Annotated in this window: 23 protein-coding genes; 9 read left to right on the forward strand and 14 right to left on the reverse strand. The window is 67.1% G+C overall.

Going from position 1 to position 25,184, the window contains the following annotated elements; translation table 11 throughout:
• Nucleotides 1–221 precede the first annotated feature (221 nt).
• The gene (locus KHP16_RS11070) at nt 222–2,381 is read left to right on the forward strand and encodes a putative bifunctional diguanylate cyclase/phosphodiesterase (protein WP_211960180.1); all 2,160 of its coding nucleotides are present in this window, start codon (nt 222–224) and stop codon (nt 2,379–2,381) included.
• Here the strand turns inward: KHP16_RS11070 and KHP16_RS11075 are convergent.
• Nucleotides 2,365–2,613 carry a copper resistance protein CopQ gene (locus tag KHP16_RS11075; RefSeq protein ID WP_179593844.1) on the reverse strand — a complete coding sequence of 83 codons (249 nt, stop codon included), beginning with the start codon at nt 2,611–2,613 and terminating at the stop codon, nt 2,365–2,367. The genes KHP16_RS11070 and KHP16_RS11075 overlap by 17 nt on opposite strands.
• A 339-nt stretch (nt 2,614–2,952) precedes the next feature.
• On the opposite strand from KHP16_RS11075, the gene KHP16_RS11080 reads away from it, so the two are divergent.
• The gene (locus KHP16_RS11080; protein WP_211960181.1) at nt 2,953–3,276 is read left to right on the forward strand and encodes an H-NS family nucleoid-associated regulatory protein; all 324 of its coding nucleotides are present in this window, start codon (nt 2,953–2,955) and stop codon (nt 3,274–3,276) included.
• Here KHP16_RS11080 and KHP16_RS11085 read toward each other — a convergent pair.
• The 4 genes from KHP16_RS11085 to KHP16_RS11100 form a co-directional block, all read right to left on the reverse strand.
• Nucleotides 3,273–4,562, reverse strand: a complete 1,290-nt coding sequence (locus KHP16_RS11085; RefSeq protein WP_109583741.1) for a multicopper oxidase family protein — start codon at nt 4,560–4,562, stop codon at nt 3,273–3,275. The genes KHP16_RS11080 and KHP16_RS11085 overlap by 4 nt on opposite strands.
• A gap of 2 nt (nt 4,563–4,564) precedes the next feature.
• Entirely contained in the window at nt 4,565–5,935 is a 1,371-nt protein-coding gene (locus tag KHP16_RS11090) for a TolC family protein (protein ID WP_211960182.1), read from the reverse strand.
• Nucleotides 5,925–6,506, reverse strand: a complete 582-nt coding sequence (locus KHP16_RS11095) for a hypothetical protein (RefSeq protein ID WP_211960183.1) — start codon at nt 6,504–6,506, stop codon at nt 5,925–5,927. Before KHP16_RS11095 ends, KHP16_RS11090 begins: the two co-directional genes overlap by 11 nt.
• A gap of 161 nt (nt 6,507–6,667) precedes the next feature.
• Nucleotides 6,668–7,177 carry a hypothetical protein gene (locus tag KHP16_RS11100; RefSeq protein ID WP_244835753.1) on the reverse strand — a complete coding sequence of 170 codons (510 nt, stop codon included), beginning with the start codon at nt 7,175–7,177 and terminating at the stop codon, nt 6,668–6,670.
• Nucleotides 7,178–7,401: 224 nt separating this feature from the next.
• Here KHP16_RS11100 and KHP16_RS11105 point away from each other — a divergent pair, with 224 nt between their 5' ends.
• Nucleotides 7,402–8,079: a heavy metal response regulator transcription factor gene (locus KHP16_RS11105; RefSeq protein ID WP_109583289.1), complete on the forward strand. Its 678-nt coding sequence runs from the start codon at nt 7,402–7,404 to the stop codon at nt 8,077–8,079.
• 17 nt (nt 8,080–8,096) lie between these two features.
• Nucleotides 8,097–9,530, forward strand: a complete 1,434-nt coding sequence (locus KHP16_RS11110) for a heavy metal sensor histidine kinase (RefSeq protein WP_109583288.1) — start codon at nt 8,097–8,099, stop codon at nt 9,528–9,530.
• 11 nt (nt 9,531–9,541) lie between these two features.
• On the opposite strand, the gene KHP16_RS28345 is transcribed toward KHP16_RS11110, so the two are convergent.
• The gene (locus KHP16_RS28345; protein ID WP_244835754.1) at nt 9,542–9,751 is read right to left on the reverse strand and encodes a hypothetical protein; all 210 of its coding nucleotides are present in this window, start codon (nt 9,749–9,751) and stop codon (nt 9,542–9,544) included.
• Between the two features lie 153 nt (nt 9,752–9,904).
• On the opposite strand from KHP16_RS28345, the gene KHP16_RS11115 reads away from it, so the two are divergent.
• Nucleotides 9,905–12,004 (forward strand): heavy metal translocating P-type ATPase, encoded by a 2,100-nt coding sequence (locus tag KHP16_RS11115; RefSeq protein ID WP_244835755.1) that lies wholly within the window; start codon nt 9,905–9,907, stop codon nt 12,002–12,004.
• A 12-nt stretch (nt 12,005–12,016) separates the two neighbouring features.
• On the opposite strand, the gene KHP16_RS11120 is transcribed toward KHP16_RS11115, so the two are convergent.
• Genes KHP16_RS11120 through KHP16_RS11150 form a run of 7 tightly spaced genes read right to left on the reverse strand, consistent with a single transcriptional unit; the run spans nt 12,017 to nt 19,208 of the window.
• Nucleotides 12,017–12,910, reverse strand: coding sequence for a polysaccharide deacetylase family protein (locus tag KHP16_RS11120; protein ID WP_211960185.1), 894 nt, complete (start codon nt 12,908–12,910; stop codon nt 12,017–12,019).
• A gap of 1 nt (nt 12,911) precedes the next feature.
• Nucleotides 12,912–13,964 carry a bifunctional UDP-4-keto-pentose/UDP-xylose synthase gene (locus tag KHP16_RS11125; protein ID WP_109583285.1) on the reverse strand — a complete coding sequence of 351 codons (1,053 nt, stop codon included), beginning with the start codon at nt 13,962–13,964 and terminating at the stop codon, nt 12,912–12,914.
• Nucleotides 13,961–14,911 carry a formyltransferase gene (locus tag KHP16_RS11130; protein ID WP_109583284.1) on the reverse strand — a complete coding sequence of 317 codons (951 nt, stop codon included), beginning with the start codon at nt 14,909–14,911 and terminating at the stop codon, nt 13,961–13,963. The genes KHP16_RS11125 and KHP16_RS11130 overlap by 4 nt, the downstream gene beginning before the upstream one ends.
• Complete coding sequence (locus KHP16_RS11135) at nt 14,899–15,933, reverse strand: glycosyltransferase (RefSeq protein WP_244214577.1); 1,035 nt, start codon at nt 15,931–15,933, stop codon at nt 14,899–14,901. The genes KHP16_RS11130 and KHP16_RS11135 overlap by 13 nt, the downstream gene beginning before the upstream one ends.
• Nucleotides 15,912–17,084 (reverse strand): DegT/DnrJ/EryC1/StrS family aminotransferase, encoded by a 1,173-nt coding sequence (locus KHP16_RS11140; RefSeq protein WP_109583283.1) that lies wholly within the window; start codon nt 17,082–17,084, stop codon nt 15,912–15,914. Before KHP16_RS11140 ends, KHP16_RS11135 begins: the two co-directional genes overlap by 22 nt.
• A 16-nt stretch (nt 17,085–17,100) precedes the next feature.
• The gene (locus tag KHP16_RS11145; protein WP_109583282.1) at nt 17,101–17,472 is read right to left on the reverse strand and encodes a DMT family transporter; all 372 of its coding nucleotides are present in this window, start codon (nt 17,470–17,472) and stop codon (nt 17,101–17,103) included.
• On the reverse strand, nt 17,469–19,208 hold the full coding sequence (locus KHP16_RS11150; protein ID WP_211960186.1) for a glycosyltransferase family 39 protein: 1,740 nt from the start codon (nt 19,206–19,208) through the stop codon (nt 17,469–17,471). Before KHP16_RS11150 ends, KHP16_RS11145 begins: the two co-directional genes overlap by 4 nt.
• A 307-nt stretch (nt 19,209–19,515) precedes the next feature.
• On the opposite strand from KHP16_RS11150, the gene KHP16_RS11155 reads away from it, so the two are divergent.
• Complete coding sequence (locus tag KHP16_RS11155; RefSeq protein WP_211960187.1) at nt 19,516–20,430, forward strand: hypothetical protein; 915 nt, start codon at nt 19,516–19,518, stop codon at nt 20,428–20,430.
• 31 nt (nt 20,431–20,461) lie between these two features.
• Here the strand turns inward: KHP16_RS11155 and KHP16_RS11160 are convergent, their stop codons facing one another.
• Nucleotides 20,462–21,067 carry a DUF1120 domain-containing protein gene (locus KHP16_RS11160; protein WP_167468430.1) on the reverse strand — a complete coding sequence of 202 codons (606 nt, stop codon included), beginning with the start codon at nt 21,065–21,067 and terminating at the stop codon, nt 20,462–20,464.
• Between the two features lie 230 nt (nt 21,068–21,297).
• Here KHP16_RS11160 and KHP16_RS11165 point away from each other — a divergent pair, with 230 nt between their 5' ends.
• The 3 genes from KHP16_RS11165 (at nt 21,298) to KHP16_RS11175 (ending at nt 25,162) form a co-directional block, all read left to right on the forward strand.
• Nucleotides 21,298–22,440, forward strand: coding sequence for an acyltransferase family protein (locus KHP16_RS11165; protein ID WP_211960188.1), 1,143 nt, complete (start codon nt 21,298–21,300; stop codon nt 22,438–22,440).
• 185 nt (nt 22,441–22,625) lie between these two features.
• Nucleotides 22,626–23,864 (forward strand): GTP cyclohydrolase II, encoded by a 1,239-nt coding sequence (locus KHP16_RS11170; RefSeq protein WP_109583277.1) that lies wholly within the window; start codon nt 22,626–22,628, stop codon nt 23,862–23,864.
• The gene (locus KHP16_RS11175; RefSeq protein WP_211960189.1) at nt 23,861–25,162 is read left to right on the forward strand and encodes a URC4/urg3 family protein; all 1,302 of its coding nucleotides are present in this window, start codon (nt 23,861–23,863) and stop codon (nt 25,160–25,162) included. Before KHP16_RS11170 ends, KHP16_RS11175 begins: the two co-directional genes overlap by 4 nt.
• The last annotated feature ends 22 nt before the right edge of the window (nt 25,163–25,184 follow it).

Genomic DNA, 25,184 nt, shown 5'->3' on the forward strand with positions numbered 1-25,184 from the left:
CCGACGCACGCCGATTGACGTGTAGGAATCGTCGGACGCCGCGTCTTGCGGGCGGATTGCATGTCAAGCATCGTATTGTTATGTTTCCGGACGCTTGAATTTTTCGGGTCCGGCGCCGTTATTTGACTTGCCGTCCCTCGCCCTGCCGCTCGCCTTACCGCTCGCCTTACCGCTCGCCTTACCGCTCGCCTTACCGATTTCGCCCTTTCGATGATGTCCCGATGATGTCCCCTAGCTACGACGCGCTTCTGGTCCTGTTCTCCCTGCTGGTCGCCGTGCTCGCGTCTTATACCGCGCTCGATCTCACCGGCCGCATCGCAACCGCGCGCGGTGTGCAGGCACATGTGTGGCTGGCGGGCGGCGCCACGGCGATGGGCTTCGGCATCTGGTCGATGCACTTCGTCGGCATGCTGGCATTCCGGTTACCGATTCCGCTGGCCTACGACATCGGCATCACGATGCTGTCGCTGGCGATCGCGATCGGGGCATCGGCCTTCGCGCTCTGGCTCGTCTGTCGCGAAAATCTGCCGTGGCAACGACTGTCGGGCGGTGCGCTCGTGCTGGGCGGGGCGGTCGCAAGCATGCATTACACGGGCATGGCGGCGATGCGCATCGAGCCCGGCATTATTTACAACCCCGCGCTGTTCGCGCTCTCGGTGATGATCGCCGTGGCTGCATCGGGCGCGGCGCTCTGGATCGCGTTTCAATTGCGCCGGAACATGCCGCGCGTGCATCAGCTCCGGCTCGGCGCGGCGGTGATCATGGGCGGCGCGATCGCATCGATGCATTACACGGGCATGGCCGCGGCGGAATTCCCGCTGGGCAGCGTGTGCGGGGCCGTGGGAAGGGGCCTGCCCGGCGAGTCGCTCGCGTTGCCGATCCTCGTCATCACGATCTGCGTGCTCGCGGTTGCGCTGATTACGTCGGTGCTGGACATGCGCCTGGAGATGCGCACCGCCATCATGGCCGAAGCGCTCGGCGCGGCCAACCAGGAACTCGAATTCCTCGCGTTGCACGACAAGCTGACGCGCCTGCCCAACCGCGCATTGCTCGATGACCGCTTCAATCAGGCCATTCAAGCCAACGTGCGCCAGCAGGGAAGCTTCGCGGTCCTCTTCGTGGACCTCGACGGATTCAAGGGGATCAACGACAGCTACGGCCATCACGTCGGCGACGCGCTGCTCGTGGAAATCGCGGGGCGGCTGCGCGCGATCATGCAGTCTGAGGACACCATCTCCCGTGTGGGCGGCGACGAGTTCGTGCTGCTGGCCCGCGTGGACGAGCCGGCGGACGCGGGCGTCATCGCCGAGTCCCTGCTGGCCGCGCTGCGCGAGCCTGTCTACGTGGCCGGGCTCACGCTGCATGTCTCGGCCAGCATCGGTATCGCGGTTCACCCGGCCGATGGCGCCGATCAGGACGCGCTGCTGACGAATGCCGACGCGGCGATGTATCACGCCAAAGCCAGCGGCCGCAACGCGTACTTCTACTTCGAGCGGTCGATGAATCATCAGGCCCGCGCGCAGCAGACGCTGCTGCAGGATCTGCGCGGCGCGCTCAAGCAGGGGCAGCTGCGCCTGCATTACCAGCCCAAGTACGCGGCGGGCAACGGCGCGCTGATTGGCGCCGAGGCCTTGCTGCGATGGGACCATCCGGTCCAGGGACTGCTGATGCCGGACCAGTTCATCGCGCTCGCCGAGAAAACGGGTGCGATCGTGCCGATCGGCAACTGGGTGCTCGACGAAGCGTGCCGCCAGCTGGCGGTGTGGCATTCGGCCGGACAGACGTCGCTATCGATGGCGGTGAATCTATCCGCCTTGCAGTTCTGCCATGCGGGGATGGTCGAGGCGGTAGCGGAGGCGCTGGCGAATCATCGCGTGCCGCCGTCGTCGCTGACGCTCGAGATCACGGAGAGCACGGCAATGCGCGACGTGGAAACCAGTCTCGCGATCCTGACGCGGCTCGACGACATGGGCGTCCGCATCGCCATCGACGATTTCGGCACCGGATATTCGAGCCTGTTGCACCTCAAGCGGATTCCCGCGAGCGAACTGAAAATCGATCGCGGCTTCGTACGGGAGCTCGAGGAAGATTCGGAAGACGCGGCCATCGTGTCGGCGATCGTCGCACTGGGACGCACGTTGAACCTGCAGGTGGTGGCGGAAGGGGTAGAGACGGACGAGCAGCGCGAGTTCCTCGCGGGGCTGGGCTGCGACGCGCTACAGGGCTATCTGTTTGGCAAGCCCATGCCCCCCGAACAGTTTCCGTCTGCTCCGGCCGCGCCCCGTCGGGCCGCAGCCGCCGCAACCGCCGCAGCCGCCGTTTGCGTAGTTGACGCCTCGGACACGCCCGTGCCCTTCGAAGGGATTACGCACCCCGCGTGAACGGATCGCGCTGATCGTGCACGCTCCGTGCGCCGTCGGTGAACGGGTTGCGCTGGTCGTTCACGGCGCGCGCGCCGTCGGTGTAGATGTCGCGCGCACCTGTGCGTGCACCGTCGAGGTAGGGATCGGCGGTGCGCGTGCCCGCTCCGCCCGCCGCGCTCGCGATGCCGGCCATACCGGCCAGCGTGGCGAGAAGGGTGGTGGATAGCAAGATATGCCTGAGATTTCGCATCGTTGACTCCTGTTGGTAGGTCCTCCTGGTGAGGACTGCTTGTCTGGCCGGCGATGTGCCGACCACAACAACAGTCTACGAACCGTCCGGCCACGCGAGCATGACTGCGCCATGACAATGCTGTCATGCCGCAAAATCTGCCAGGATTGCCAAAGATGCATGCGATTGCGGCCGTGTCCATGACGCGCGTCACGCGCTTCGCAAACTTGACCCTCCTATCGAGGGGACTCCGGCCCGAACACGCGGTAGAATGTTTCGCGTTTGTCCTCGCATCGCCGGTTCGATCCGGTTTCCCCGTGTTCATTTGCCCGCTGCCTCAGGCGGGCCCCGCATAGAGTCATGTCCGAGTCAGATTCCGCCAAGCAAGCCGCCGTGACCTGGATCCACGAGCAGATGGAACATCATGGTCTGACGTTCGACGATCTTGTCGAGGCCGGATGCTTCGCCGATATCGAAGCTGCGGATGTCGACGCGCATGAGGAAGGGGAAGGCGCCGGCGAAGCGAAACCGGATGCGGCCGGTGGCGACAAGCCCGCCGCGCGGCCCACGCCGCTCTATCGCAATGCGATGGGGCAGACGTGGGACGGCACCGGCGAGTATCCGGACTGGCTCCAGCGCGCCGTCAACGCCGGCCAGTCGATCGACTTCTATCGCGTCGACTAACCGCGTTCGGTGTACTCGAACGCGACGGAGCCCTTCGGGTGCCGGTACCAGCCCGGGTCGCGATAGTCGTCGGCGGCCAGTCCCTCGCGCACCTTCAGCGTCGTGAACATGCCGCCCATTTCGATCGCGCCAAACGGTCCCTGGCCCGACATCATCGGCAGCGTGTTCTCGGGCAGCGGCATCTTCATCGATCCCATGTCCGCCATGCCTGACTCGCCCATCGCCATATAGTCGGGGACCAGCGCGCTCATGCGGCTGGCCAGGTCTTTCTGCGGCACGCCGATCATGGTGGGCATGCTATGACCCATCGCGTTCATCGTGTGGTGCGCCTTGTGGCAATGGAAGGCCCAGTCGCCCGGATTGTCGGCGATGAATTCGATCGCCCGCATCTGACCCACAGCGACGTCGGTGGTCACCTCGGGCCAGCGCGCGGAGGGCGGCACCCATCCGCCGTCGGTGCCCGTGACCTCGAAGCGGTGCCCGTGCAGATGGATCGGATGATTCGTCATCGTGAGGTTGCCCACGCGGATGCGCACGCGGTCGCCGAGTCGCACCGGTAGCGTGTCGATGCCAGGAAACACGCGGCTGTTCCACGTCCACATGTTGAAATCGGTCATCTCCGCGACGCGCGGCGTGTAGGTGCCGGGGTCGATTGCGTAGGATGCGATGAGAAACACGAAGTCGCGGTCCACGCGCATGCGCCGCGTGTCTCGCGGATGCACGACGATGAAGCCCATCATCCCCATGGCCATCTGCACCATTTCGTCCGAGTGCGGGTGGTACATGTACGTACCCGCATGCTTCATCTCGAATTCGTAGACGAAGGTCTTGCCCGGCGGGATGTGCGGCTGAGAAAGGCCGCCCACGCCGTCCATGCCCGCGGGCAGGATCACGCCGTGCCAGTGCACGGTCGTGTGTTCAGGCAGCTTGTTCGTGACGAAGATGCGCACGCGGTCGCCTTCCACGCATTCGATCGTGGGGCCTGGGCTCTGGCCGTTGTAGCCCCACAGGTGCGCGGTCATGCCGGGCGCCATCTCGCGCTCGACCGGTTCGGCGACCAGATGAAATTCCTTCCATCCGTTGCGCATGCGCCAGGGGAGGGTCCAGCCGTTGAGCGTGGCGACCGGTTGATAGGGCCTGCCATTGGCGGGTGCCAGTGGCGGCTGCATGATCGGGCTCTGTTGCAGCGGCGCCTCGGGCAGCGCGGCGGCGCCGGCGCGCGAGACCATCGCGGCGCCCAGCATGGCGGCGGCGGAGCCGCCGAGAAATCGACGTCGGGAAACCATGGTCATCGTTGTTCCGTGGGAGTGGGGCCATCGGGCAAGCGGCCACCGAGCGCGCTGCGCAGTTCCGCGTCAGCGAGCCAGAAATCGCGCTGGGCGTCGAGGTAGCCGTTGACGGCGGCGATCTGGTCGCGCGCATCGGCGAGGAGTTCGAAGACGCTCAGCAGCATGCCGTTGTAGCGCAGCAGGTGTTCGTTGCCGATGCGCTTGCGCAGCGGCACGACCTCGTCGCGGTAATGGCGCGCGATGTCATAGCGCGCCTGGACGGACGCGTAGCGCTCGCGCACCGACGAGCGTGCCGCGATGGCGCTGTCCGCGAGTTGGGCGGCGGCCTGCGTGTAGACGGCTTCCGCGCGTGCCACGCGCGCGGTGCCCCAGTCGAACAGCGGCACTTCGATATCGATGCCGTAGCCCGTTTCCCTGCGGCCGTTGTCGCTGTTGTGCAGGTATCCCACGTCGATCACGCTGACGAATCGGGTGGCGCGCGTGAGGCCTAGCGAGCGGGCCAGGCTTTCCAGTTGCGCGCGGCCGGCTTGCAGGTCGAGCCGCTGGGCGATGGCGTAGCTTTCAAGGTCCTGCATTTCGGGTCGCGTGCCGGGGAGGTCGGGCAGCCGTTCGGGCAGGCGGTACTGCTGCGCGTCGTCGCCCCACAGGCCGAGCTGGCGCGTGAGCCGTTCGCGCGTGGTGATCGTGCGTTCGCGGGCGCGGGCGAGTTGGGCGGCGGCTTCTGCGTAGAACGCCTGCTCGCGGGCGTGGTCGAGCGCGCTCATGTTGCCCGCGCGGGCCATGTCTCTGGCGAACAGGGCGCCGGTCTCGGCGGTGCGGCGCACCTGCTCGGCATAGCGCATGGCTTGTTCGGCGGCAACGGCCTCCACCCATGCGCGCCGCGTCGCTTCGGCGTGTCCCAGGACGGCGTCGGCGGCTTGCAGGCGCGCCTGCGCGAAGCGGTTGTCCTCGATGCGGGCGGCGAAAGGCAGGGCGAGCAGGTTCATCACGCCGATGGTCACGGCGCGATCGATCTTGAGCACGTCGCCGCCGCTCTTGCGGCTGAAGGAAAAGCCGGGGTTTGGCAGGCGGGTGGCCTGCACGTAGTCGGCTTCGGCGATGCCTAGGTTGGCGAACTGCGCCTGCAGCGCGGGACTGTTGAGCAGCGCGACCTGAATCGCGGCGTCGGCGTCGAGCGGCGCGGCAAGCAACTCGCGCGTCCTCGCGCGCGCGGCGCTGCGGTCGCCGTCGGTACGGAGCCATGCCGCGTCCTTGCCGAGCCGCTCCCGCGCGGTATCGGCCACGGGCGTGAAGCCACCGTCCGCCGAGAACTGCGCGCAGCCGGCCAGCAGCGAGGCGGATAGCAGTGCCGCCAGAGTGTTAGTGCGCATGCGTCGGCTCCTGCATCGTAGGCAGCGCGTGACCCGCATGTGGGTCGGGCGCGGCCATGTTGTGGCCGGCATGTGGGTCGGGCGCGGCCATGTTGTGGCCGGCGTGCGGATCGGGCGGGGCTATGTTGTGGCCGGCGTGCGGATCGGGCGCGGCCATGTTGTGGCCAGCATGTGGGTCGGGCGCGGCCATGGTGTGGCCGGCATGCGGGTCGGGCGCAGCCATGGTGTGGCCGGCATGTGGGTCGGGCGCGGCCATGTTGTGGCCAGCATGTGGGTCGGGCGCGGCCATGTTGTGGCCAGCATGTGGGTCGGGCGCGGCCATGTTGTGGCCGGCATGCCCGGCCTGGGCGGCCACGTTGATGTTGGACTGGCGCCAGCTGGCGATGGGCGCCGGCGCGAAGGGCGTGTAGCCGTCGAGCGCGCCAACGGCGGGCAATGGCGGCACGGCCGCGCGGGGGTCGAGCGGGTCTGGCGCGGGCTGAGGGTGGGACGATGGCGCCGATGCCTGGGCCGCGGCATAGGCGGCAGGCAGCATCAGGCAGGCAATCGCCAGAATGCGCAACAATGGCATGACGAACCTCGAGTACGGAGGCGACGCGATCAGCGCGTCAGGGAATCCCGGCGGAGCCAGCGGTAGACGCTTCGCCGGAGCGAACGCAATGCATGCGGCAATCCGCAACGCGCCGCGCGCGATTCAGCGCGCGCGGGCGTGCGATGGACGCACGTGGGGTGTCAGCAGAGGGGAGTGGGCGGGCGCTCGGCCGGCAGGGGGAGGTAGCTCGCGAACGCGGCAGGCGCCGCAAGCGGTGCGGCATGACGCTGGTGAATCAGCGCCACGGCAGGAATTTCAGGCAGCAGCATCGCACCCGCCGCGCAGGCGGCACAGGCGCTGCACATGCCACCAGCATGGTGCCCGGCATGCGAACCCATATGCGAGGCATGCTTGCCGATCGGCAGCATCGTCCCCGCATCGCGGCCCTTGTCGCCGGCATCGTGCCAGACGGGCTGATCGTCGGCCTCGCTCACGCTCTGCATATGGCAGTGGCCGTGCACGGACGCCTGCGCGCCGTCCACACCGATCTCCGCCTCGGCCTCCGCCTTGACGGCCGCATGGCGCTCCGTCATCGACAGGCCCGCCGCTTCCGCCGCGCTGCACACCATCATGACGGCCGCCGCGGCACCCTGGATGGGGAGCGCGAACATGGCGAGACACAACAGGAAGCTGGCGAACAGACGTTTCATTGCAGACTGCGGACGAGAAGACCGTATAGCGAGCGGTAACAAGATGCGTGAAAAGGACAGCGCGCATTGTACCGGGTTTGCACGGATAGAAACCGGCGCGTCAACGTGACATTTCTGCAATGTGCGACCCTCCCGGTGAATCCTCGGCTATCGTGCGGTTCTGAACAACGGAAATCCGGACGCGCCGCCGAAAACCACCGCGGCGTGTCCATGAGTGATTGTCAATGCGCATCCTGATCGTGGAAGACGAACCCAAGGCGGGCGACTACCTGCTGAAGGGACTGACCGAATCCGGCTTCGTGGCCGACCTCGCGCGCGACGGCGCGGATGGGCTGGCCCATGCCCGCGAGCATCACTACGACCTGATCGTGCTCGACGTGATGCTGCCCGTCGTCGATGGCTGGCAGGTGCTGCGCGAACTGCGGCGCGACAAGGACACGCCCGTGCTATGCCTGACCGCGCGAGACGAACTGTCGGACCGCCTCAAGGGCCTCGAGCTCGGCGCCGACGACTATATGGTCAAGCCGTTCGCGTTCGCGGAACTGGTCATGCGCATCCGCACCATCCTGCGCCGCGGCCCGTTGCGGGAGAGCGAGTTCATGGAGGTCGCCGACCTCCAGATCGATGCGATCCGCCGGCGCGTGACGCGCGCGGGCCAGCGTATCGACCTGACCTCCAAGGAGTTCGCGCTGCTGCAATTGCTGGCGCGCCGCCGGGGCGAGGTGCTGTCGCGCTCGCTGATTGCCTCGCAGGTGTGGGACATGAACTTCGACAGCAACACCAACGTGGTCGATGTATCGATCCGGCGCCTGCGCGCCAAGGTCGACGACCCATTCCCCCGCAAGCTCATCCATACGCGCCGTGGCATGGGCTATGTGCTCGACGACGTCGATGAAGCGTGAGTGATGGAGGTGCGGGTATGAGCTGGCTGCGCCGCCGCATGTCGTCGCTGACCGCGCGGCTTGCGCTCGCCTATGGGCTGACGACCGTGCTGATTCTGGTCGGCGTGGCGGCCTATCTATCCAGCGCGCTGCAGAGCCAGCTCGAAGGGCATGCGGACAGCGAGCTCGTGAGCGAGGTCCTGCGCGTGCGGCACGTGCTGCGCGAAGTCGAGAACGAAACCGAGATCCGGGCCGATACGCATCGCTTTGCCGATATCGCGATGGGGCACGAGGGCCTGATCCTGATCGTGCGCACGCGCGACGGGGAGCCGCTGATCACGCTCAATCCTCGCAACGAGACGCTGCCGCCTTTACGTGTGCATGCGGCCAACGTGACGCCCGATCGCTCGATGCTGGAATCGTGGCGCCCGCGCAATGGCACGCCGTCGCGAGGGCTTGCCGCATTGGGAGAGGTCGGCACGACCGGGCGCACCGTCGAAATCCTCGTGCTGAGCGATGCCGGTTCGCGCTTCGCCCTGATGCGCGAATATCGCGGCCAGTTGCTCGGCGCCACGCTGTGCGGCGCCATCGTCGCCGCCGCGCTCGGCTTTCTGCTGGCGCGCCGCGGGCTGCTGCCGCTGCGCCGCATGGCCGACGATGCCGCGGCGGTGACCACGAGCCGGCTGGCGACGCGGCTCGACGTGGGCAATGCGCCCGAGGAGTTGCGCGAACTCGCGGGCGCGCTCAACGACATGCTGGCGCGGTTGCAGGACAGCTTTACGCGGCTCTCCACGTTCTCCGCCGATCTGGCGCACGACTTCCGTACGCCGATCAGCAATCTGGTCGGGCAGACGCAGGTCACGCTGGCGCAGCGGCGCAGTCCAGCTGAATACGAGGCGCTGCTGGAGTCGAACCTCGAGGAGTTCGAGCGCTTGTCGCGCATGATCGAGAACATGCTCTTTCTCGCGCGGGCCGACCATGCCCAGGTGGCGCTCGATCAGCGGCAGCTCGATGCGCGCGCGGAGATCGACAAGGTGGCCGAGTATTTCGACGCGGTGGCGGCGGAGCGGGACCTGACGTTGACCATCACCGGGACCGCGATGGTCAGTGCGGACCAGACGCTGCTGCGGCGCGCGGTGACCAATCTGCTCGACAATGCGCTGCGGCATGCGCCGTCGGGCAGCACGGTGCGGCTGGCCGTCATGCGGGCACGGCCCGGGCATACGGGGATTCGCATCGCCAACGCGGGGCCGGCGATCGAGGCGGAGGCCTTGCCGCAGTTGTTCGGGCGGTTTTTCCGGGCCGACCCCTCGCGGCGCAACTCGGCCACGTCTACCGGGCTCGGGCTCGCGATCGTGGATTCGATCATGCGGCTGCATGGGGGAAGTGTGACGGTACGAAGCCAGGAGGGGCTGACCGAGTTCGAGCTGCTGTTTCCGGACGCGGGGCCCTTTCCCAAAGGGGCGCCTTGACTCTGTAGCGACTACAGGGTCTTCAATGGATTCCATATTGGCTTACCACCCGGAATCTCGTTATGGCCCGGCACCCGGTACAGGACCCGCATCACGACCTTGCCCACGCGAAGCATGACCTTGCCCATGGGGGGCATGAGCACGACCACGGCGACGGCCACGACGGCCATGCACACGCTCACGGCCATGATCATGACCATAACCATGATCATGGCGGTCATGTGCATGACGACGCACAAGCGCCCGCTCACGCCTGCTGTGGCGGCGGTTGCGGCGCGCCGGTTGCGCCCGTCACTGCGCCAGTCACTGCGTCAGTCACTGCGCCGGTGGCCGCCCCAGCCGGGACACGGGCGGCGCGGTATCGGATCGCGGCGATGGACTGCCCGACCGAAGAGACGCTGATCCGAAACAAGCTCGGCGGCATGGCGGGCGTGGCGGCGCTCGACTTCAATCTGATGCAGCGCGTGCTGACCGTCCACCACACCCTGCCGTCGCCAGACGTCGTGGTGCAGGCCATCGGCAGCCTCGGCATGAAGGCCGAGCCCATTGCCGACGCGCAACCCGGCGCCACGCCGGAGGTGACGCCTCAGGAAGCCGCCGCCCCATGGTGGCCCCTCGCGCTGGCCGCCGCGACCGCATTGGGTGCGGAAGTTGCCGAATGGTTCGGCATTGCCACGCCATGGCTGCCGGCCGCGCTTGCACTCGCCACCATTGCGATCTCTGGGCTGGGGGTGTACCGCAAGGGCTGGATCGCACTGCGCAACGGCAACCTCAACATCAACGCGCTGATGAGCATCGCGGTGACGGGCGCGGCCGCGATTGGCCAATGGCCCGAAGCCGCGATGGTGATGGTGCTGTTTGCGATCGCGGAGCGCATCGAGGCCGCGTCGCTCGATAGCGCGCGCAATGCGATTCGCGGCCTCATGGCCATGACGCCCGAGCAGGCAGTGGTGCTGCAAGCCGATGGCAACTGGCAGCCCGTGGCCGCGCGCGATGTGCCCGTCGGCGCGCGCGTGCGATTGCGCCCGGGCGAGCGCGTGGCGCTGGATGGGCGCGTCGTGCGCGGGCAATCGGCGTTCGATCAGGCGCCGATCACGGGAGAGAGTGTGCCGGTGGACAAGACCATCGGCGATCCGCTGTTCGCGGGCGCGATCAACCAGTCGGGCGAGGTCGAGTACGAGGTGACGGCGCCTGCCAGCGATTCGACGCTCGCGCGCATCATCCATGCCGTGGAGGCCGCGCAGGGAAGCCGCGCGCCGACGCAGCGATTCGTCGATCGTTTCGCGCGGATCTATACGCCGGCCGTGTTTGCGATTGCCGTGCTTGTGGCGATCGTGCCGCCGCTGGTCACTGGCGCAGCGTGGCATGAGTGGGTCTACAAGGCGCTGGTGCTGCTGGTGATCGCATGTCCTTGCGCGCTCGTGATCTCCACGCCCGTGACCATCGTGAGCGGCCTCGCCGCGGCGGCCCGGCGGGGGATCCTCGTCAAGGGCGGCGTCTATCTGGAGCAGGGCCGTGACCTCGCGTGGCTCGCGCTGGACAAGACCGGCACGCTGACGCACGGCAAGCCCGCGCAGACCGATATGGCGGTGCTCGTCGCGCAGTCCGGCGCCGATGCCCATGCCGTGGCGGCCAGCCTTGCGGCGCGGTCCGATCATCCGGTGTCGCGCGCCGTGGCGAAAGCGGCGGCGAGCGATGGGATGGCGCCGCGTGAGGTGGCGGACTTCGAGGCCCTTGCGGGTCTTGGCGTGCGCGGGCGGATCGATGGCGTCCAGTATTGCCTCGGCAATCACCGCCTGATCCACGAACTCGGCGCGTGTTCGCCGGCGCTCGAGGCGCGGCTCGAGGCGCTCGAGCGGCAGGGCAAGACGGTGGTGCTGCTCGCCGCGATGGAGCCGAGGCCCGAAGCGCTGATCGTGTTCGGTGTGGCCGACACCGTGCGCGACACCAGCCGGCAGGCCATCGAGGAACTCCACGCGCTCGGCATCCGCACGCTGATGCTGTCGGGCGACAACCCACACACGGTGGCCGCCATCGGCAAGCAGGTCGGCATCGACGAGGTGCGCGGCAACCAGATGCCCGGCGACAAGGCGGACGCGATTGCCGCGCTGACGGACAAGACGCATACGACCGGACGCAAGGTGGCCATGGTCGGCGACGGTATCAACGACGCGCCCGCGCTGGCGCGTGCCGATATCGGGTTCGCCATGGGCGCGGCCGGCACCGACACCGCGATCGAAACCGCGGACATCGCGCTGATGGACGACGACCTTCGCAAGATCCCGGCGTTCGTGCGGCTGTCGCGCCGGACGTCGGCCATCCTGCGTCAGAACATCGCGCTGGCGCTTGGGATCAAGGTTGTGTTTCTCGCGCTGACCGTCATGGGCATGGGCACCATGTGGATGGCGGTGTTCGCCGACATGGGCGCGAGCTTGCTGGTGGTGTTCAACGGCCTGCGACTGACACGCCGTTGAACGGGAGCCACATCACGGCTGGATAATCAACTCGCCGCTGCGGCCCTCGATCTCGCCCCACGTCACCGGCAATTGCGGCAGGGTGGAGCGGTCGAGGTGCCGGTACCACGTCGCCATCGAGACCAGCTCGTGGCCCTGCGCGCGCCAGCCGGCGAGCAGCTTCTCGAAGACCGGCGCGAGCTTGCCGCCCTCGAGCTCCGTGTGCAGCGTGAAGATGTGGTCGCGCGGATCGCGGTCGGTCAGCCGCAGGATCGCTTCATGCACGTTGTCTTCCGTACAGCCGTCGACGCCGATCAGCTCGTCGAGCGTCGGCAGCGTTGTCGGCATTTGCACGTGACGGCAGGCGACACCATCGACGGTCGGGATATACGGCGTCACGCCACGGCCATCGGAGGCATAGGCCATCCCCCAGTCGTCGATCTGCCGGAACGCCTCGTCGTTCATCTGCCAACCCGCCGCGCCATGCGTGGGCGGCGCCTCGCCAAAGATATCGACGTAGCGGTCGAACGCGTTCTGCATCTGTCGGCGCGTCCACGCCGCATCGCGGCCGCGGACATTGTCCTGCCAGTAGACGTGATCCCACGTATGGATGCCGCACTCATGCCCCGCCGCGCGCGCCGCGCGCATCTCGGCGGCGCCCTTGCGGCCGATGTCCGGACCGGGCAGCAGCACGCCGTACATCAGCGTGCGCACGCCATAGAGCGATACCACCGATGTGCGCGAGACCTTCTTCAGGAAGCCGGGCCGGAACACGCGCCGCAGCGCCCAGCCCGTGTGATCGGGGCCGAGGCTGTAGAGGAACGTGGCTTGCGCCCGCGCGGAGGACAGCATCGACAGCAGCTTCGGCACGCCTTCGCGCGTGCCGCGCAGCGTATCGACGTCGACCTTGAGCGCGATGCGGGCCATGTCAGTTCGCGGAGTCCACGAGCGTGCGGGCTTCCACGACCTTGCCGCGGTACGCTTCGAAGATGCGGCGCAGCGCGTCTTCCATCGACACCTGGGGCTTCCAGCCCAGTTCCTCGATCGTGTTGTCGATCTTCGGCACGCGGTGCTGCACGTCCTGATAGCCCTTGCCGTAGAAGTCGCCCGACGACGTTTCGACGATCTGCGTCTTTCGCGCTTCCTCGGCGTACTCGGGGTAGTCGGCGGCCATGCGCAGCATCATCTCGGCCAGCTCACGCACCGAGTGGATATTGGCGGGATTGCCGATGTTGAAGATCTTGCCGCTGGCCACGCCGTTCTTGTTCTCGATGATGTGCATCAGCGCGGTGATGCCGTCCGAGATATCGGCAAAGGCGCGCTTCTGTTCGCCGCCATCGACGAGCTTGATCGGCTCGCCGCGCACGATATGGCCGAGGAACTGCGTCACCACGCGGGACGATCCTTCCTTCGACTCGAAGATCGAATCGAGGCCGGCGCCGATCCAGTTGAACGGGCGGAACAGCGTGTAGTTGAGGCCTTGTTCCATGCCGTAGGCGTGGATCACGCGGTCCATCAGCTGCTTGGAGCAGGCGTAGATCCAGCGCGGCTTGTTGATCGGACCGTAGATCAGCGGCGAGGCTTCCGGATCGAACTCTTCGTCGGCGCACATGCCGTACACCTCGGAGGTCGACGGGAAGACCAGGTGCTTGCCGTACTTCACGGCGCTGCGCACGATCGGCAGGTTGGCTTCGAAATCGAGCTCGAACACGCGCAGCGGGTTGCGCACGTAAGTCGCGGGCGTGGCGATGGCGACCAGCGGCAGGATCACGTCGCACTTGCGGATGTTGTACTCGACCCACTCCTTGTTGATGGTGATGTCACCCTCCGAGAAGTGCATGCGCGGATGTTCGATCAGCTCGCCCAGACGATCCGACGACATGTCCATGCCGTAGACCTCCCAGTTCGTCGTTTCCAGGATGCGGCGCGTCAGGTGGTGGCCGATGAAGCCATTGACGCCAAGAATCAGGACCTTTTTCATCGGTTTTCCTCGTTGGGCAGAACGGTAATAAGAGAAGCGAGTTCGGATGGGGTGACGGCCACGCCGTCGTCCGCGCTGCGGCCTTGCAGCAGCGACTGGATATCGAGCAGTCCGCCATCGCCGCACACGGCGACGATGCGGTCACCGCGCACGTGCAGGCCGGCGGACAGCGTTCCGGCGTTCGCGCCCACGTTCGTGTCCGCGATGCGGCGCGCGCGCGCGACCACGAAGCGGCGGTCGCCGATATCGGTGAACGCGCCGGGATAGGGCGGCGCCACCGCGCGGATCAGGTTGTAGACCTCCGCCGCCGGCTTGCGCCAGTCGATGCGGCCGTCCTCGGGCTTGCGTCCCGAGAAGTAGCTGCCGTCAGCCAGCGCATTGGGCCGCTGGGGCGTGCGGCCCGCGATCATCGCCGGCAGCGCGCGCCACAGCGTCTGCTCGGCCGCAACGGTGACCTTCTCGAAGACCTCGCCGGCGGTGTCGTCGGGAAGGATCGGCACGGCGGTCTGGTCGACAATGAAGCCCGCGTCGGGCTTGGCTTCCATCGCATGAAGCGTGGCGCCGGTCTCGGTCTCGCCGTGGAGCACGGCCCAGTTCACGGGCACGCGGCCGCGATACTTCGGCAGCAGCGAACCATGCATGTTGAACGCGCCGCCGGGCGCCACCGCCAGCAGCGCGGCGGGAATCATCGAGCGGTAGTAGAACGAAAAGATGACGTCGGGCGAGGCCTCGCGCACGGCCTGCTGGAGCGCGGGATCTGTCGGGTCCTCGCCATAGACGAAAGGCACGCCGAGTTCCGCGGCGGTGTCCGCCACGCGGCGGAACCAGATATTCTCGTCGGGACGGTCGCGATGCGTGACGACCAGCGCCACGTCAACGCCGCGCGCGTGCAGCACGCGCAGGCAGCGGTCGCCGACGTTGTGATACGCAAAGACTACCGCTCGCACGAAGCCGCCTCCACGCCGGTGCTGGCGTCGCCATCGAAATCGCCGGCGCCAGCGCCACCGGGGCTGCTGCCCGTGCGCTCGAGCACCGCCTGGATGCGATAACGCGGACGATCGCGGACTTCCTGATAGATACGGCCGACATACTCGCCGAGCAGGCCGATGCCGAACAGCATGATGCCCATCAGGAAGAACGTGACGGCGAACAGCGTGAACACGCCCTGCACTTCCGAGCCGAGGAGGAATCGGCGGATCAGCAGCACGAAGAACAGGCCCGCCGACGAGATCGACAGCAGCGTGCCGATGGCGGAGAACCATTGCAGCGGCACGATCGAGAAGCCCGTGACGAGGTCGAAGTTCAGGCGGATGAGCTGGTACAGCGAATATTTGGACTCGCCCGCGTGGCGTTGTTCGTGGCCGACCTCGATCTCGATCGGGTTCGAGGAGAACGTATAAGCCAGCGCCGGGATGAACGTGTTGACCTCGCGGCAGGCATTGATCGTATCGACCACGTTACGATCGTAGGCGCGCAGCATGCAGCCCTGGTCCGTCATGCGGATCTTGGTGATCTTCTCGCGCAGGCGGTTCATCGCGCGCGACGCGTAGCGGCGGAATGCGGTGTCGTTACGCTGGCGGCGAATCGTGCCGACGTAATCGTGGCCCTCGCGCATCTTCTCCACGAGGCGCGGAATCTCTTCCGGCGGATTCTGCAGGTCCGCGTCGAGCGTGATCACGATGCGGCCGCGCGTGTGCTCGAAGCCCGCGAGAATCGCCATGTGCTGGCCGAAGTTGCCGTTGAACAGGATCACGCGCGTCACATCGGGACGCTTGTGATACTGCGCCGCCAGCATCGCCGGCGAACGATCGGCGCTGCCGTCGTTGATGAAGATGATCTCGTACGACGTCCCCAGTCCGTCGAGCGCCGGATAGAGGCGATCGAACAGGGCCTGCAGGCCGTCTTCCTCGTTGTAGACCGGAATGACGACCGAGACTTCGACCGGGCTTAGTGAGAGAGGCGTTTGCATGTGTCGGTGAAGATTTCGCATACCCGCGCAACGTCGGCAGGCTGCATCGCGGGGAACAGCGGCAGCGTGACGATGCCCTGGCCGATACGTTCGGCATGCGGCAGCATGCCTTCGCGCCAGCCCAGTGAGCGGTAATGGGTGAACAGATGCACGGGCGGGTAATGCACGCCAATGCCGATGCCGCGCTCGCGCATCGCTTCCATGAACTGCCGGCGCGCGGCGGCGGAGCCGCCCGCCATGCGTTCGGTGGGCAGCACGACCTGGAACATGTGCCAGTTCGTGGTGGCGGCCTCGCGGTCGAGCGGCAGCGGGAGCTCGACCCCGAGCGCGTCGAAGCCGGCCGTCGCACGGAAACCTTCGAAGTACGCTTCCGCGAGCATCGCGCGCCGCGCGGTGATCGCGTCGAGTTTCCCGAGCTGCTGCAGGCCAATCACTGCGTTGACGTCCGTAAGGTTGAACTTGCCGCCGGGCTCCTCGACGTCCATGCCGTCCATGCCCGTGCGGATGACGCCCTGCAGGCGCAGCCGCTCGGCGCGCAGCGCTTCCTCGGGCGAGTTCATGACCAGGCAGCCGCCCTCTATGGTCGTGATGTTCTTGTTGGCCTGGAAGCTGAAGCTGACCAGATCGCCGAAAGCGCCGATGCGGCGGCCGCGCCAGCGGGAGTCGATCGCCTGCGCGGCGTCCTCGATCACGCGCAGGCCGTGTTTCTTCGCCATCGCATACAGGCGATCCATATCGACCGGCAGGCCCGACAGATAGACGGGCATGATGGCGCGCGTGCGGGGCGTGATGGCGGCTTCCACCGCATCGAGGTCCAGATTGCGCGTGCGCGGGTCGATATCGACAAAGACGGGACGCGCCCCGACGCCGAGCACGACGTTGGCCGTCGCGACCCAGGTGATCGGCGTGGTGATGACTTCGTCGCCGGGACCGATGTCCGCGATGCGCAGCGCGATTTCCATCGTGGCGGAGCCGTTCGCGAACGTGCGGACCGGCCGTCCGTCGAACAGTGCGGAAAGCGCGGCCTCGAACGCCTGCATCTTCGGGCCCGAAGTGATCCAGCCGGACGCCAGCACCTTGCCGACCTCGGCAATGGCCGCGGCATCGATGTCGGGCCGGACGAACGGCAGAAAGTCGTGAGAAGCAGTCATCGTCGCAGTCTTGGGTCTAGGAACGGGCGATCAGGAATACGCCCGCCAGGATCAGCAGGATGCCGGCGACGCGCAACGGGCCGATCATCTCACCAAACAGCCACCACGCGGCCAGCGCATTGACCACGTAGCCGAGGGACAACATCGGATAGGCGATGGAAACATCCACGCGCGACAGCCCGATGATCCACACGCCCACGCTGACGACGTAGAGCGTCAGGCCGCCAAGCACGGGCCACTGGGTGATCACGCGGAACGCGGTGTCCAGCAGCGTCGCGCGGTCGAGCGTGATGGCGCCCACCGCATTGGTGCCGGCCTTGAGCAGCAACTGGGCGCATGCATTGAGCAACACGCCGGCAAAGATGAAAGCGAAGGTCGAAAGCGTCATGAGGCAGGTTTCGTCTCGGGAAGGGCGGATGCCGCCGGCACCGGGAAGTTGCTGACGACCACGCGGCGCACGTCCCGTGCAACCACATGCATCGGCACCTGCTGTGCGCGCAGCCCTTCATAGGTGTCGGGCGACATGATACCCATGGCGGGCTGGCCGTCGTTCCATTTGGCGATGAACGCGGCCATGGTCGGCAGCCAGCGGTCCGGGGCCTGCGTGACGCCGAACTCGAGCTCGTCGGGGTGTTCCACCATCGTCAGCGTGTGGCCGAGGTAGAACGGCAGGGTGTGATCGAGCATGCCGACGCCGTAGAACGGCATGTCGGGCTTGAGCGCGGCGCGCACGGCGGGGAGCAGGTCGATGCCGGACGCGCGGCGGCCCATCACCTCGTGGCCGAGCAGCGCGACGGTGCAGCACAGGTAAAGCGCGAGCGCATAGGCCGTGATGCTTGGCAAGAGGCCGCGCGAGCGCAGCAGCCGGCGGGCGGCGAATGCCCCGGCAAGCAGCACGAGAAACGCGGCGCCGACCCACAACGCGAACAGGCGATAGACCTCGTTGGGCGTGGACGCCTTGTCGAGCGTGGCGATATAGGGCGTGGCGAGCAGGCCCGCGACGGCGAGCACGAGCATCGCGTTGACCTGCCGGTTCCACGAACGCTCGTTGATATGGTCGAGCGCCACGCCGGCCAGGATGGCGAGCGCCGGGAAGATCGGCACGATATAGCCGGGCAGCTTGGAGCTGGACAGGCTGAAGAACGCGAAGATCGCCAGAGCCCATACGGCAGCCAGCAGCGCCGGCTGGAACGGCTTGCAGCCGGGGGCGCGCTCCGTGTCCAGCTTCGCGCCGGCGCGCTCGCGGATGGCGGTCCACATGCGCGGCAAGAGGCCGAGCCATGGCAGGAAGCCCGCCACCACCAGGGGCACGAAGTACCAGATGCTGCCCTTGCGCTCGTGCACGGTGGACGTGTAACGGTCCCAGTGTTCGTGGATGAAGAAGAAATGCGCGAACTCGGGGTTGCGCGCGTCGATCAGCCAGAACCACGGCACCGTGACGATCAGCATCACGATGATGCCGGGGAGCAGGTGCAGACGGCGCCAGAGGCCAATATCGCGCGTGATCAGCGTATAGACCACCAGCACGAGGCCCGGCAGCGCGAGGCCCACGAGGCCTTTGGTCAGCACGGCGACGCCCATCGCGGCCCAGCACGCCAGCATCCAGTTGCGGCGCGCGGCCGAGGCGGCGGACGGGTGTTGCGCGACGAGCATGAAGGCGAGCACGCAGGCGAGCGCGCCGGACAGCGTCATGTCGAGGGAATTGAAATGACCGGCGACGCTCCACATCGGCGCGGCCACGAGCGCGAGTCCAGTCAGCAGGGCGACGCGCGGGCCGTACCAGCGCGCGGCGGCGAACATCGACGCGGCGATGCCCGCGATGCCAGCCAGCGCCACGCAGAGCCGCGCCTGCCAGTCGCCCACCCCAAACAACGTATAGGAGAGCGCCGTCACCCACATATGGAAGGGCGGCTTCTCGAAGTACTTGAGGTCGTTATAACGGATGGTGACCCAGTCACCGCTCAGGAACATCTCACGCGAGATCTCGGCGTAGCGGCCTTCGTCGGGGCGCAGCAGGTGGCGGGCGTCGAGCGTGCCGAACCACACCAGCAGGATCGCGATAGCCACCACGGCGATCATGCCGACGGGCAGCCCGGCGAGGCGCGAGGGCGAGGAACTGCGCATAGATCTCCTGGATTGGGCCGGATCCGGCGGCGCGGCCGGTATGGGCAGACCACGCACAACGTGGCATGCCTGCATTCGGTGGACAACAGAGGTGCTGCATTGACACCGCCATCGCGATGGCGGTTCCCTACGCGGTCCCCCCGCAGTACCCTCGGGGACGCCATGGCGTACGGGCGCGCAATGTTAGCACGAGCGCATCCCCGCACTGCGAATCGCCCGGTGCCGATGAACCTTTGGCGGCGATTTCGCGCAATACTGACGGGTGCAGATTAAGCAAGCCTTAAGATTCGCCGGATCGTCGATTAAAGTGAATAATAAAGCACAAAAACATCGCGTCGCCGCCCCCGTGCTGACGTTGGCCCCGACGTTGGCCATGACCTTCGGCCTGCTGGCCGGGCCCGCGGTTGCGCAGACGACCGCGGGGGACGCCGCCGCCATCGTCCAGTCGGCGACGCAGCCTCTGACCGCCTCGCCGATGCCGGCGGGCGCCGCGCTGTGCGAGGCGCCGTGGTTCCGGTCGGGCTCGCGCGTGCAGATGGAGGGCGACGGGGACATGCCGATGTCCATCACGATGATCCTGCGCGAGGTCATGCGCTGGGAGACGGGCTGCAGCGCGCAGCTCGAAGTCCGGTCAAAGTCGGCGCTGGCGGCGCTCAAGGGGCCGCCGGTGGACACCAACCAGATGCACGAGATCAACATCGACCGCCGCAGCGCCACGAGCAAGACGAGCATCGATAGCCGCAACGCGGTGATCAACGCGCGGGCGAAGTACGCGCGCGTCTACGGGGAGGCGGCGTTCCGGGGGAGCGGCGTATTCAATTACGCGGGGCTCGATATCCGGGAAGGCATGATGCTCGAGGGCGAGACGTTCCGGTCTAGCGTCTCCCTGAAGATCTACCCCATCGCGAAGGACGAGGTCGTCGGGTCGATCCAGGCGCTCTACGCCACGGTGCTGGTGGGGTCTCGTCACGTCGGGCGCAAGCAGATGATCGATACCGTGATGGGGCGTAAGGAATGCCTGCCCATCACGTACGAAAAGCGGACCTCGCTCGGTCCGCTCCAGGTCGGCGACGAGTTCATGCAGGTCGAACCGAGCCTGCTGAACGTCACCGACTGGTACTGTCCGTCCGAAGCGTTTGTCCTCCGCACAGAGATCCGGCAGAACAACCGGCTCCAGCGCGTGGACGTGACGGCGATGGAAATCGACCCGCCAGATCGGTGAAGCGCCGGCAGAGGCGTCGGCTGACGCTCGGTCAGAGGTAGATCAGCGACAGCGTCGACGACCCATCCAGCTCGATCGATTGATCCAGCGAGGGGAGCGCGTCCGCCTTCGGCAGATAGGCGTCCACGCGCAGCGACGTCTGGAACTGGCGCCGTGCCGCGGGTGTGGTGGTGCCCGGCTCGGCCCAGCTGAACATCGCGACCCCGTCCGCGCGTATCATCCGCAGCGTGCTGGGCGCCCAATTGACGCCGTTGTCCTCGGAGATCAGCAGCTGGGCCTCGCCTGTCTCGGTCGTGGCGGTGGCGGCGGGCGTCACGGTGTAGGCGCCGAGCTTGAATTCGTCGAACATGCCAAGCCCGAAGCCGTAGGGGTTGATGCCGGCGATGTCCGCCCGGCTGCCGGCGCGGTTATCGCGGATGGCGACGCCCACGCGTGTCCCGAGCTCGCAATGGACAGTCAGCAAGACCTCGCGCTGGCCGGGCGCGAACCCGGCCGAGCTCCGCGAGACGGCGGTCGCGGAAATGGTGCCGTAGTTCACCTTGCCGTCTTCCGAAATGGCGATACGGCAGGCGGATGGCCGGATGACGCCTTTCACGGAGACTTCGCTGTTGTCGTTGGCCGCGGTGACGGGGGACATGCTCAACGCGCCAGCCGCCGTGAGGAGGAAGGAAAGAACGAGCGGACGGGCCTTTGGATGGGAATGTCTCATGGATGACTCCGATTGTTGGAGTGCACTATTGTGATAATCCGTGTGACGAATGGTAATCGCCGTTCTCCGATAATGCGCGGTATGCACCGCTTCGGACAGGCCACGCACCACAAGGTAGAATGCTGCCCTTCGCGTAACTCCGCCGTCACCCTATAACAATGAGCTCCCGTCCGTCGCGGATGGCGTGCATCGACGCCCTCAAGGCGGTCAGTTCCCAGCTGATCGTGCTGCACCATCTGTCGTTCTATGGCCCCATGTCCGATGCGGCCCATTCTCTCGCCCCCGGCGTGATCGACTGGCTGGCGGACTATGCGCGGATCGCCGTGCAGGTCTTCCTCGTCATCAGCGGATTCCTCGCCGCGCGGAGCCTGGCGCCGGGCGGGCACCTCGTCGTGCCGAATCCGGTCGCCACCGTCTGGCGCCGCTATCGCAAGCTCGTGGTGCCGTATGCGGCGGCAATCGTGGTCAGCATTGCCGGTGCCGCGGTCGCCCGCGGCTGGATGGTGCACGACTCGATTCCCGCCGCGCCGCATGTCAAGCAGTTCCTCGCTCACCTGCTGTTGCTCCATAGCGTGCTGGACGTCGATGCGCTGTCCGCGGGCGTCTGGTACGTGGCCATCGACCTGCAGTTGTTCGCGCTGCTGATGGCCGCCCTGTGGGTGGCGCGCGCGGGCTCGGCAGTCTTCGACGAGCGTCCGTGGGGCATGCCGCTGGTCGCCGCGCTCGCCGTGGCCTCGCTGTTCTGGTTCAACCGCGACGCCGCGTGGGACGTCTGGGCGATCTATTTCTTCGGCGCCTACGGTGCCGGTTCGCTCGCGTTCTGGGCCTCGGACAAGTCGCGTTCCTCGCGCGCGCTGGTCGCGCTCGCGGCCGTCGGTGTGGCGGCGCTGGCCGTGGATTTCCGGCTGCGCATCGCCGTGGCGCTGGCCACGGCGCTCGTGCTGGCGATCGCGCGGCGCGGCGGCTGGCTCGAAAACTGGCCGCGCGGTCGCATGACGGCGTACTTCGGCAAGATCTCGTACTCCGTGTTCCTCGTCCATTTCCCCGTCTGCCTGATGGTGAATGCGTTCGTCCATCATGTAGCGCCGGGGCAGCCCGTGCTCAACGCGCTGGGCATGGTGTTGGCGTGGGGGGCGAGCAATGTTGCGGGGGCGCTGTTCTACCGTCACGTGGAGAGCCGGGATCTCGCGGGCCAGTTCGCGGCGCACTGGAAGGGACTGTGGAAGGCGCTCGGGAAGGCGCCGTTGTCGCGCGGCGAAGCGTCCCCGGCGTCCTCGGCGTCTCCCAGGACGGAAATCTAGACGCGGCGGCGTCCCATCGCGGGTCATGCCGCGCGTTGTTCTGGTGCGGCGGGCACGCCGACGGTGCGGACGAATACCGTTGCCCGCCGCGCACACTCGTTAAACCCCATTGGTGGATGGCATGAAGGTTGCCTAGTATGGAATCGTAAACCTGACCATTTGGTCAGGATTCCAGTGAGGGTGCCATGTCCGATCACATCGTCCTGACCTCGCATGCACGGCGCGACAAGCCGGCCGAGGCGATCCACTGGGGGGCGCCGACCGCCGTCGAGCGCGGCCCCGTGATCGCGAGCGTCACCGACCCGGCGCAGCGCAATGTGATCGGCACCCACGCGGGCGCCTACGCGATCTACCGCGCACTGGCCGTGGCCGCCGGCAACCTGCAGCGCGCGCATCGCCCCGACCTCACCGACACCGCGCCGGCCGAAGCCATCGGCCCGCATCCGCAATGGGGCGACCCCGGCAAGATCGTGTCGCTCGACCCATGGGGGCATCTGGTCTCCACCGCGTTCGAGGACCGCATCGCGGCCGGTGTCGATATCCGTCCGACGATCGCCGTGACGCGCGCGCATATCAACATGCCCGAACTCACCGCCGCGATCGCCGCCGGACGGCTCTCGCCCGATGGCGAGATCCTTTTCCCGAACGGCGACGTGCGCGTGACGAAGGCCGCGATCGATCCGGTGTGGTACCTCCCCGGCATCGCCGAGCGCTTCCACATCAAGGAGAGCGTGCTGCGCCGCAGCCTGTTCGAGCAGACGGGCGGCATGTTCCCCGAACTCGTGACGCGGCCGGACCTGAAAGTGTTCCTGCCACCGATCGGCGGCATGACGCTGTATTTCTTCGGCGATATCGCGAAGCTCGGACAGGACGACACGCGCGTGGCCTGCCGCGTGCACGACGAATGCAATGGCTCGGATGTCTTCGGCTCCGATATCTGTACGTGCAGACCTTACCTCGCGCATGGCATCGAAGTCTGTATCGAGATGGCGCAGCAGGGCGGAGTCGGCCTGGTGGTCTATAACCGGAAGGAAGGGCGCGCGCTGGGCGAGGTGACCAAGTTCCTGGTCTACAACGCCCGCAAGCGCCAGGTGGGCGGCGATCGCGCGGAGACCTACTTCGCGCGGACCGAATGTGTGGCGGGCGTGCAGGACATGCGCTTCCAGGAATTGATGCCCGACGTGTTCCATTGGCTCGGCATCCGGCGGATCGACCGCTGGGCCTCGATGAGCAACATGAAACATGGCGCGCTGACGGCGCAGGGCATCGAAGTGGTGGAGCAGGTGGCGATTCCCGAGGCGCTGATTCCCGCGGACGCGCGCGTGGAGATCGACGCGAAGGTGGCTGCTGGCTATTTCACGCATTACGCGCCGCCCGATGCCAACGAACTCGCTCTTGCGAAGGGCAGGGGGTTGAACGAATGAACGAATTTCCCGAGCGTCCAGAAAACGGACATGACACAGGTACCGGCAGCGGATGGCACAGCCCCGTGCCGCCCGATCATCCGGCCAGTCCGTTGCTGACCGCCGAAGCCGTGCGCACGCATTGCGCCACGGTGACCGAATACGTGGCGGCCGGCGAGTCGTCGTTGTTCACGTGGCATCCCGACCGCGTCCACGCGATCGCGGACTACGTCGCCACGACGATCCGCCGGCGCTATCCCGACCTGAAGGTGCCCTATCACAGCCGCTGGCGGCATTTCGAGGCGGGCGCGCCCGGCGAGAAGGTCGATCGCTGGCAGATCCTGTGCGAACGCGCGGGGCTGTCGGGCGCCGATCATTGCGCGGAACGCGCGCGCATCGGCATCGACCTCGTCATTCCTAGCGTACTGCTCGACGCGGGCGCGGGACCCGACTGGCGCTATCGCGATCCCGCGAGCGACATCAACCTGACGCGCTCCGAAGGGCTCGGCGTGGCGAGCTTCGACCTGTTCGCGCGCGGCGGTTTCTCGGCCGAGCACGGCGATCCGCTGCGTGCCGATGGCGAACGGCTGATGCGCATCGATGCATCGACCATCGCCAACGCCTTCCAGGTGGCCCAGCACAATCCGATCGTCGGCCTCGAAGGACGGGCGGGTTTGCTGCGCCGGCTCGGCGAGGTCGTGCAGGCGACGCCGGCGGTCTTCGGCACGCCCGCGCGGCTCGGCAATCTGTTCGACTACATCGCCGGCCACGCGCGCGAGGGCCGTGTGGAGGCAAGCTTCGTGCTGCGCACGCTGCTGGTCGCGCTCGGTCCGGTCTGGCCGGGCCGCATCGTCGTGGAGGGCATTTCGCTCGGCGACTGCTGGCAGCATCAGGCCGCGCCCGGCGGCCTCGTGCCGCTTCACAAGCTGACGCAGTGGCTCACGTACTCGCTGATCGAACCGCTCGAGGACGGCGGCCTCACGGTGACGGGCCTCGATGCGCTGACAGGCCTGCCGGAGTATCGCAACGGCGGCCTGCTCTTCGACTTCGAACTCATGAAGCCGCGCGACCCCGCGTTTGCCGCGGGCATGCATACCGTCGATGAACCCGTGATCGTGGAGTGGCGCGCGCTGACGGTGACCGGACTCGACCTCGTGGCCGATGGCGTGCGGGAGGCGCTGGGCCTTAGCGAGGCGGACTTTCCGCTCGCGCGCGTGCTGGAAGGCGGCACGTGGGCGGCGGGCCGGCGCATTGCCGCGCAACGGCGCGAGGGCGGGCCGCCGCCGTTCGCGATCCAGAGCGACGGCACCGTGTTCTGAACGATGGCCCTGTGATTGTCCA

Source organism: Cupriavidus plantarum (genome assembly GCF_905397285.1).
GTDB classification, from domain to species: domain Bacteria; phylum Pseudomonadota; class Gammaproteobacteria; order Burkholderiales; family Burkholderiaceae; genus Cupriavidus; species Cupriavidus plantarum.

What these genes read in the sequence shown, in the direction of transcription:
- KHP16_RS11120 (WP_211960185.1), bottom strand. Translation starts at nt 12,910, where the DNA reads ATGGCCCGCATCGCGCTCAAGGTCGACGTCGATACGCTGCGCGGCACG.
- KHP16_RS11140 (WP_109583283.1), bottom strand. Translation starts at nt 17,084, where the DNA reads ATGACTGCTTCTCACGACTTTCTGCCGTTCGTCCGGCCCGACATCGAT.
- KHP16_RS11145 (WP_109583282.1), bottom strand. Translation starts at nt 17,472, where the DNA reads ATGACGCTTTCGACCTTCGCTTTCATCTTTGCCGGCGTGTTGCTCAAT.
- KHP16_RS11080 (WP_211960181.1), top strand. Translation starts at nt 2,953, where the DNA reads ATGTCCGAGTCAGATTCCGCCAAGCAAGCCGCCGTGACCTGGATCCAC.
- KHP16_RS11085 (WP_109583741.1), bottom strand. Translation starts at nt 4,562, where the DNA reads ATGGTTTCCCGACGTCGATTTCTCGGCGGCTCCGCCGCCGCCATGCTG.
- KHP16_RS11070 (WP_211960180.1), top strand. Translation starts at nt 222, where the DNA reads ATGATGTCCCCTAGCTACGACGCGCTTCTGGTCCTGTTCTCCCTGCTG.
- KHP16_RS11160 (WP_167468430.1), bottom strand. Translation starts at nt 21,067, where the DNA reads ATGTCCCCCGTCACCGCGGCCAACGACAACAGCGAAGTCTCCGTGAAA.
- KHP16_RS11105 (WP_109583289.1), top strand. Translation starts at nt 7,402, where the DNA reads ATGCGCATCCTGATCGTGGAAGACGAACCCAAGGCGGGCGACTACCTG.
- KHP16_RS11175 (WP_211960189.1), top strand. Translation starts at nt 23,861, where the DNA reads ATGAACGAATTTCCCGAGCGTCCAGAAAACGGACATGACACAGGTACC.
- KHP16_RS11090 (WP_211960182.1), bottom strand. Translation starts at nt 5,935, where the DNA reads ATGCGCACTAACACTCTGGCGGCACTGCTATCCGCCTCGCTGCTGGCC.
- KHP16_RS11110 (WP_109583288.1), top strand. Translation starts at nt 8,097, where the DNA reads ATGAGCTGGCTGCGCCGCCGCATGTCGTCGCTGACCGCGCGGCTTGCG.
- KHP16_RS11115 (WP_244835755.1), top strand. Translation starts at nt 9,905, where the DNA reads ATGGACTGCCCGACCGAAGAGACGCTGATCCGAAACAAGCTCGGCGGC.
- KHP16_RS11075 (WP_179593844.1), bottom strand. Translation starts at nt 2,613, where the DNA reads ATGCGAAATCTCAGGCATATCTTGCTATCCACCACCCTTCTCGCCACG.
- KHP16_RS11100 (WP_244835753.1), bottom strand. Translation starts at nt 7,177, where the DNA reads ATGAAACGTCTGTTCGCCAGCTTCCTGTTGTGTCTCGCCATGTTCGCG.
- KHP16_RS11170 (WP_109583277.1), top strand. Translation starts at nt 22,626, where the DNA reads ATGTCCGATCACATCGTCCTGACCTCGCATGCACGGCGCGACAAGCCG.
- KHP16_RS11165 (WP_211960188.1), top strand. Translation starts at nt 21,298, where the DNA reads ATGAGCTCCCGTCCGTCGCGGATGGCGTGCATCGACGCCCTCAAGGCG.
- KHP16_RS11125 (WP_109583285.1), bottom strand. Translation starts at nt 13,964, where the DNA reads ATGAAAAAGGTCCTGATTCTTGGCGTCAATGGCTTCATCGGCCACCAC.
- KHP16_RS11135 (WP_244214577.1), bottom strand. Translation starts at nt 15,933, where the DNA reads ATGCAAACGCCTCTCTCACTAAGCCCGGTCGAAGTCTCGGTCGTCATT.
- KHP16_RS28345 (WP_244835754.1), bottom strand. Translation starts at nt 9,751, where the DNA reads ATGACCGCCATGATCATGGTTATGGTCATGATCATGGCCGTGAGCGTG.
- KHP16_RS11095 (WP_211960183.1), bottom strand. Translation starts at nt 6,506, where the DNA reads ATGCCATTGTTGCGCATTCTGGCGATTGCCTGCCTGATGCTGCCTGCC.
- KHP16_RS11150 (WP_211960186.1), bottom strand. Translation starts at nt 19,208, where the DNA reads ATGCGCAGTTCCTCGCCCTCGCGCCTCGCCGGGCTGCCCGTCGGCATG.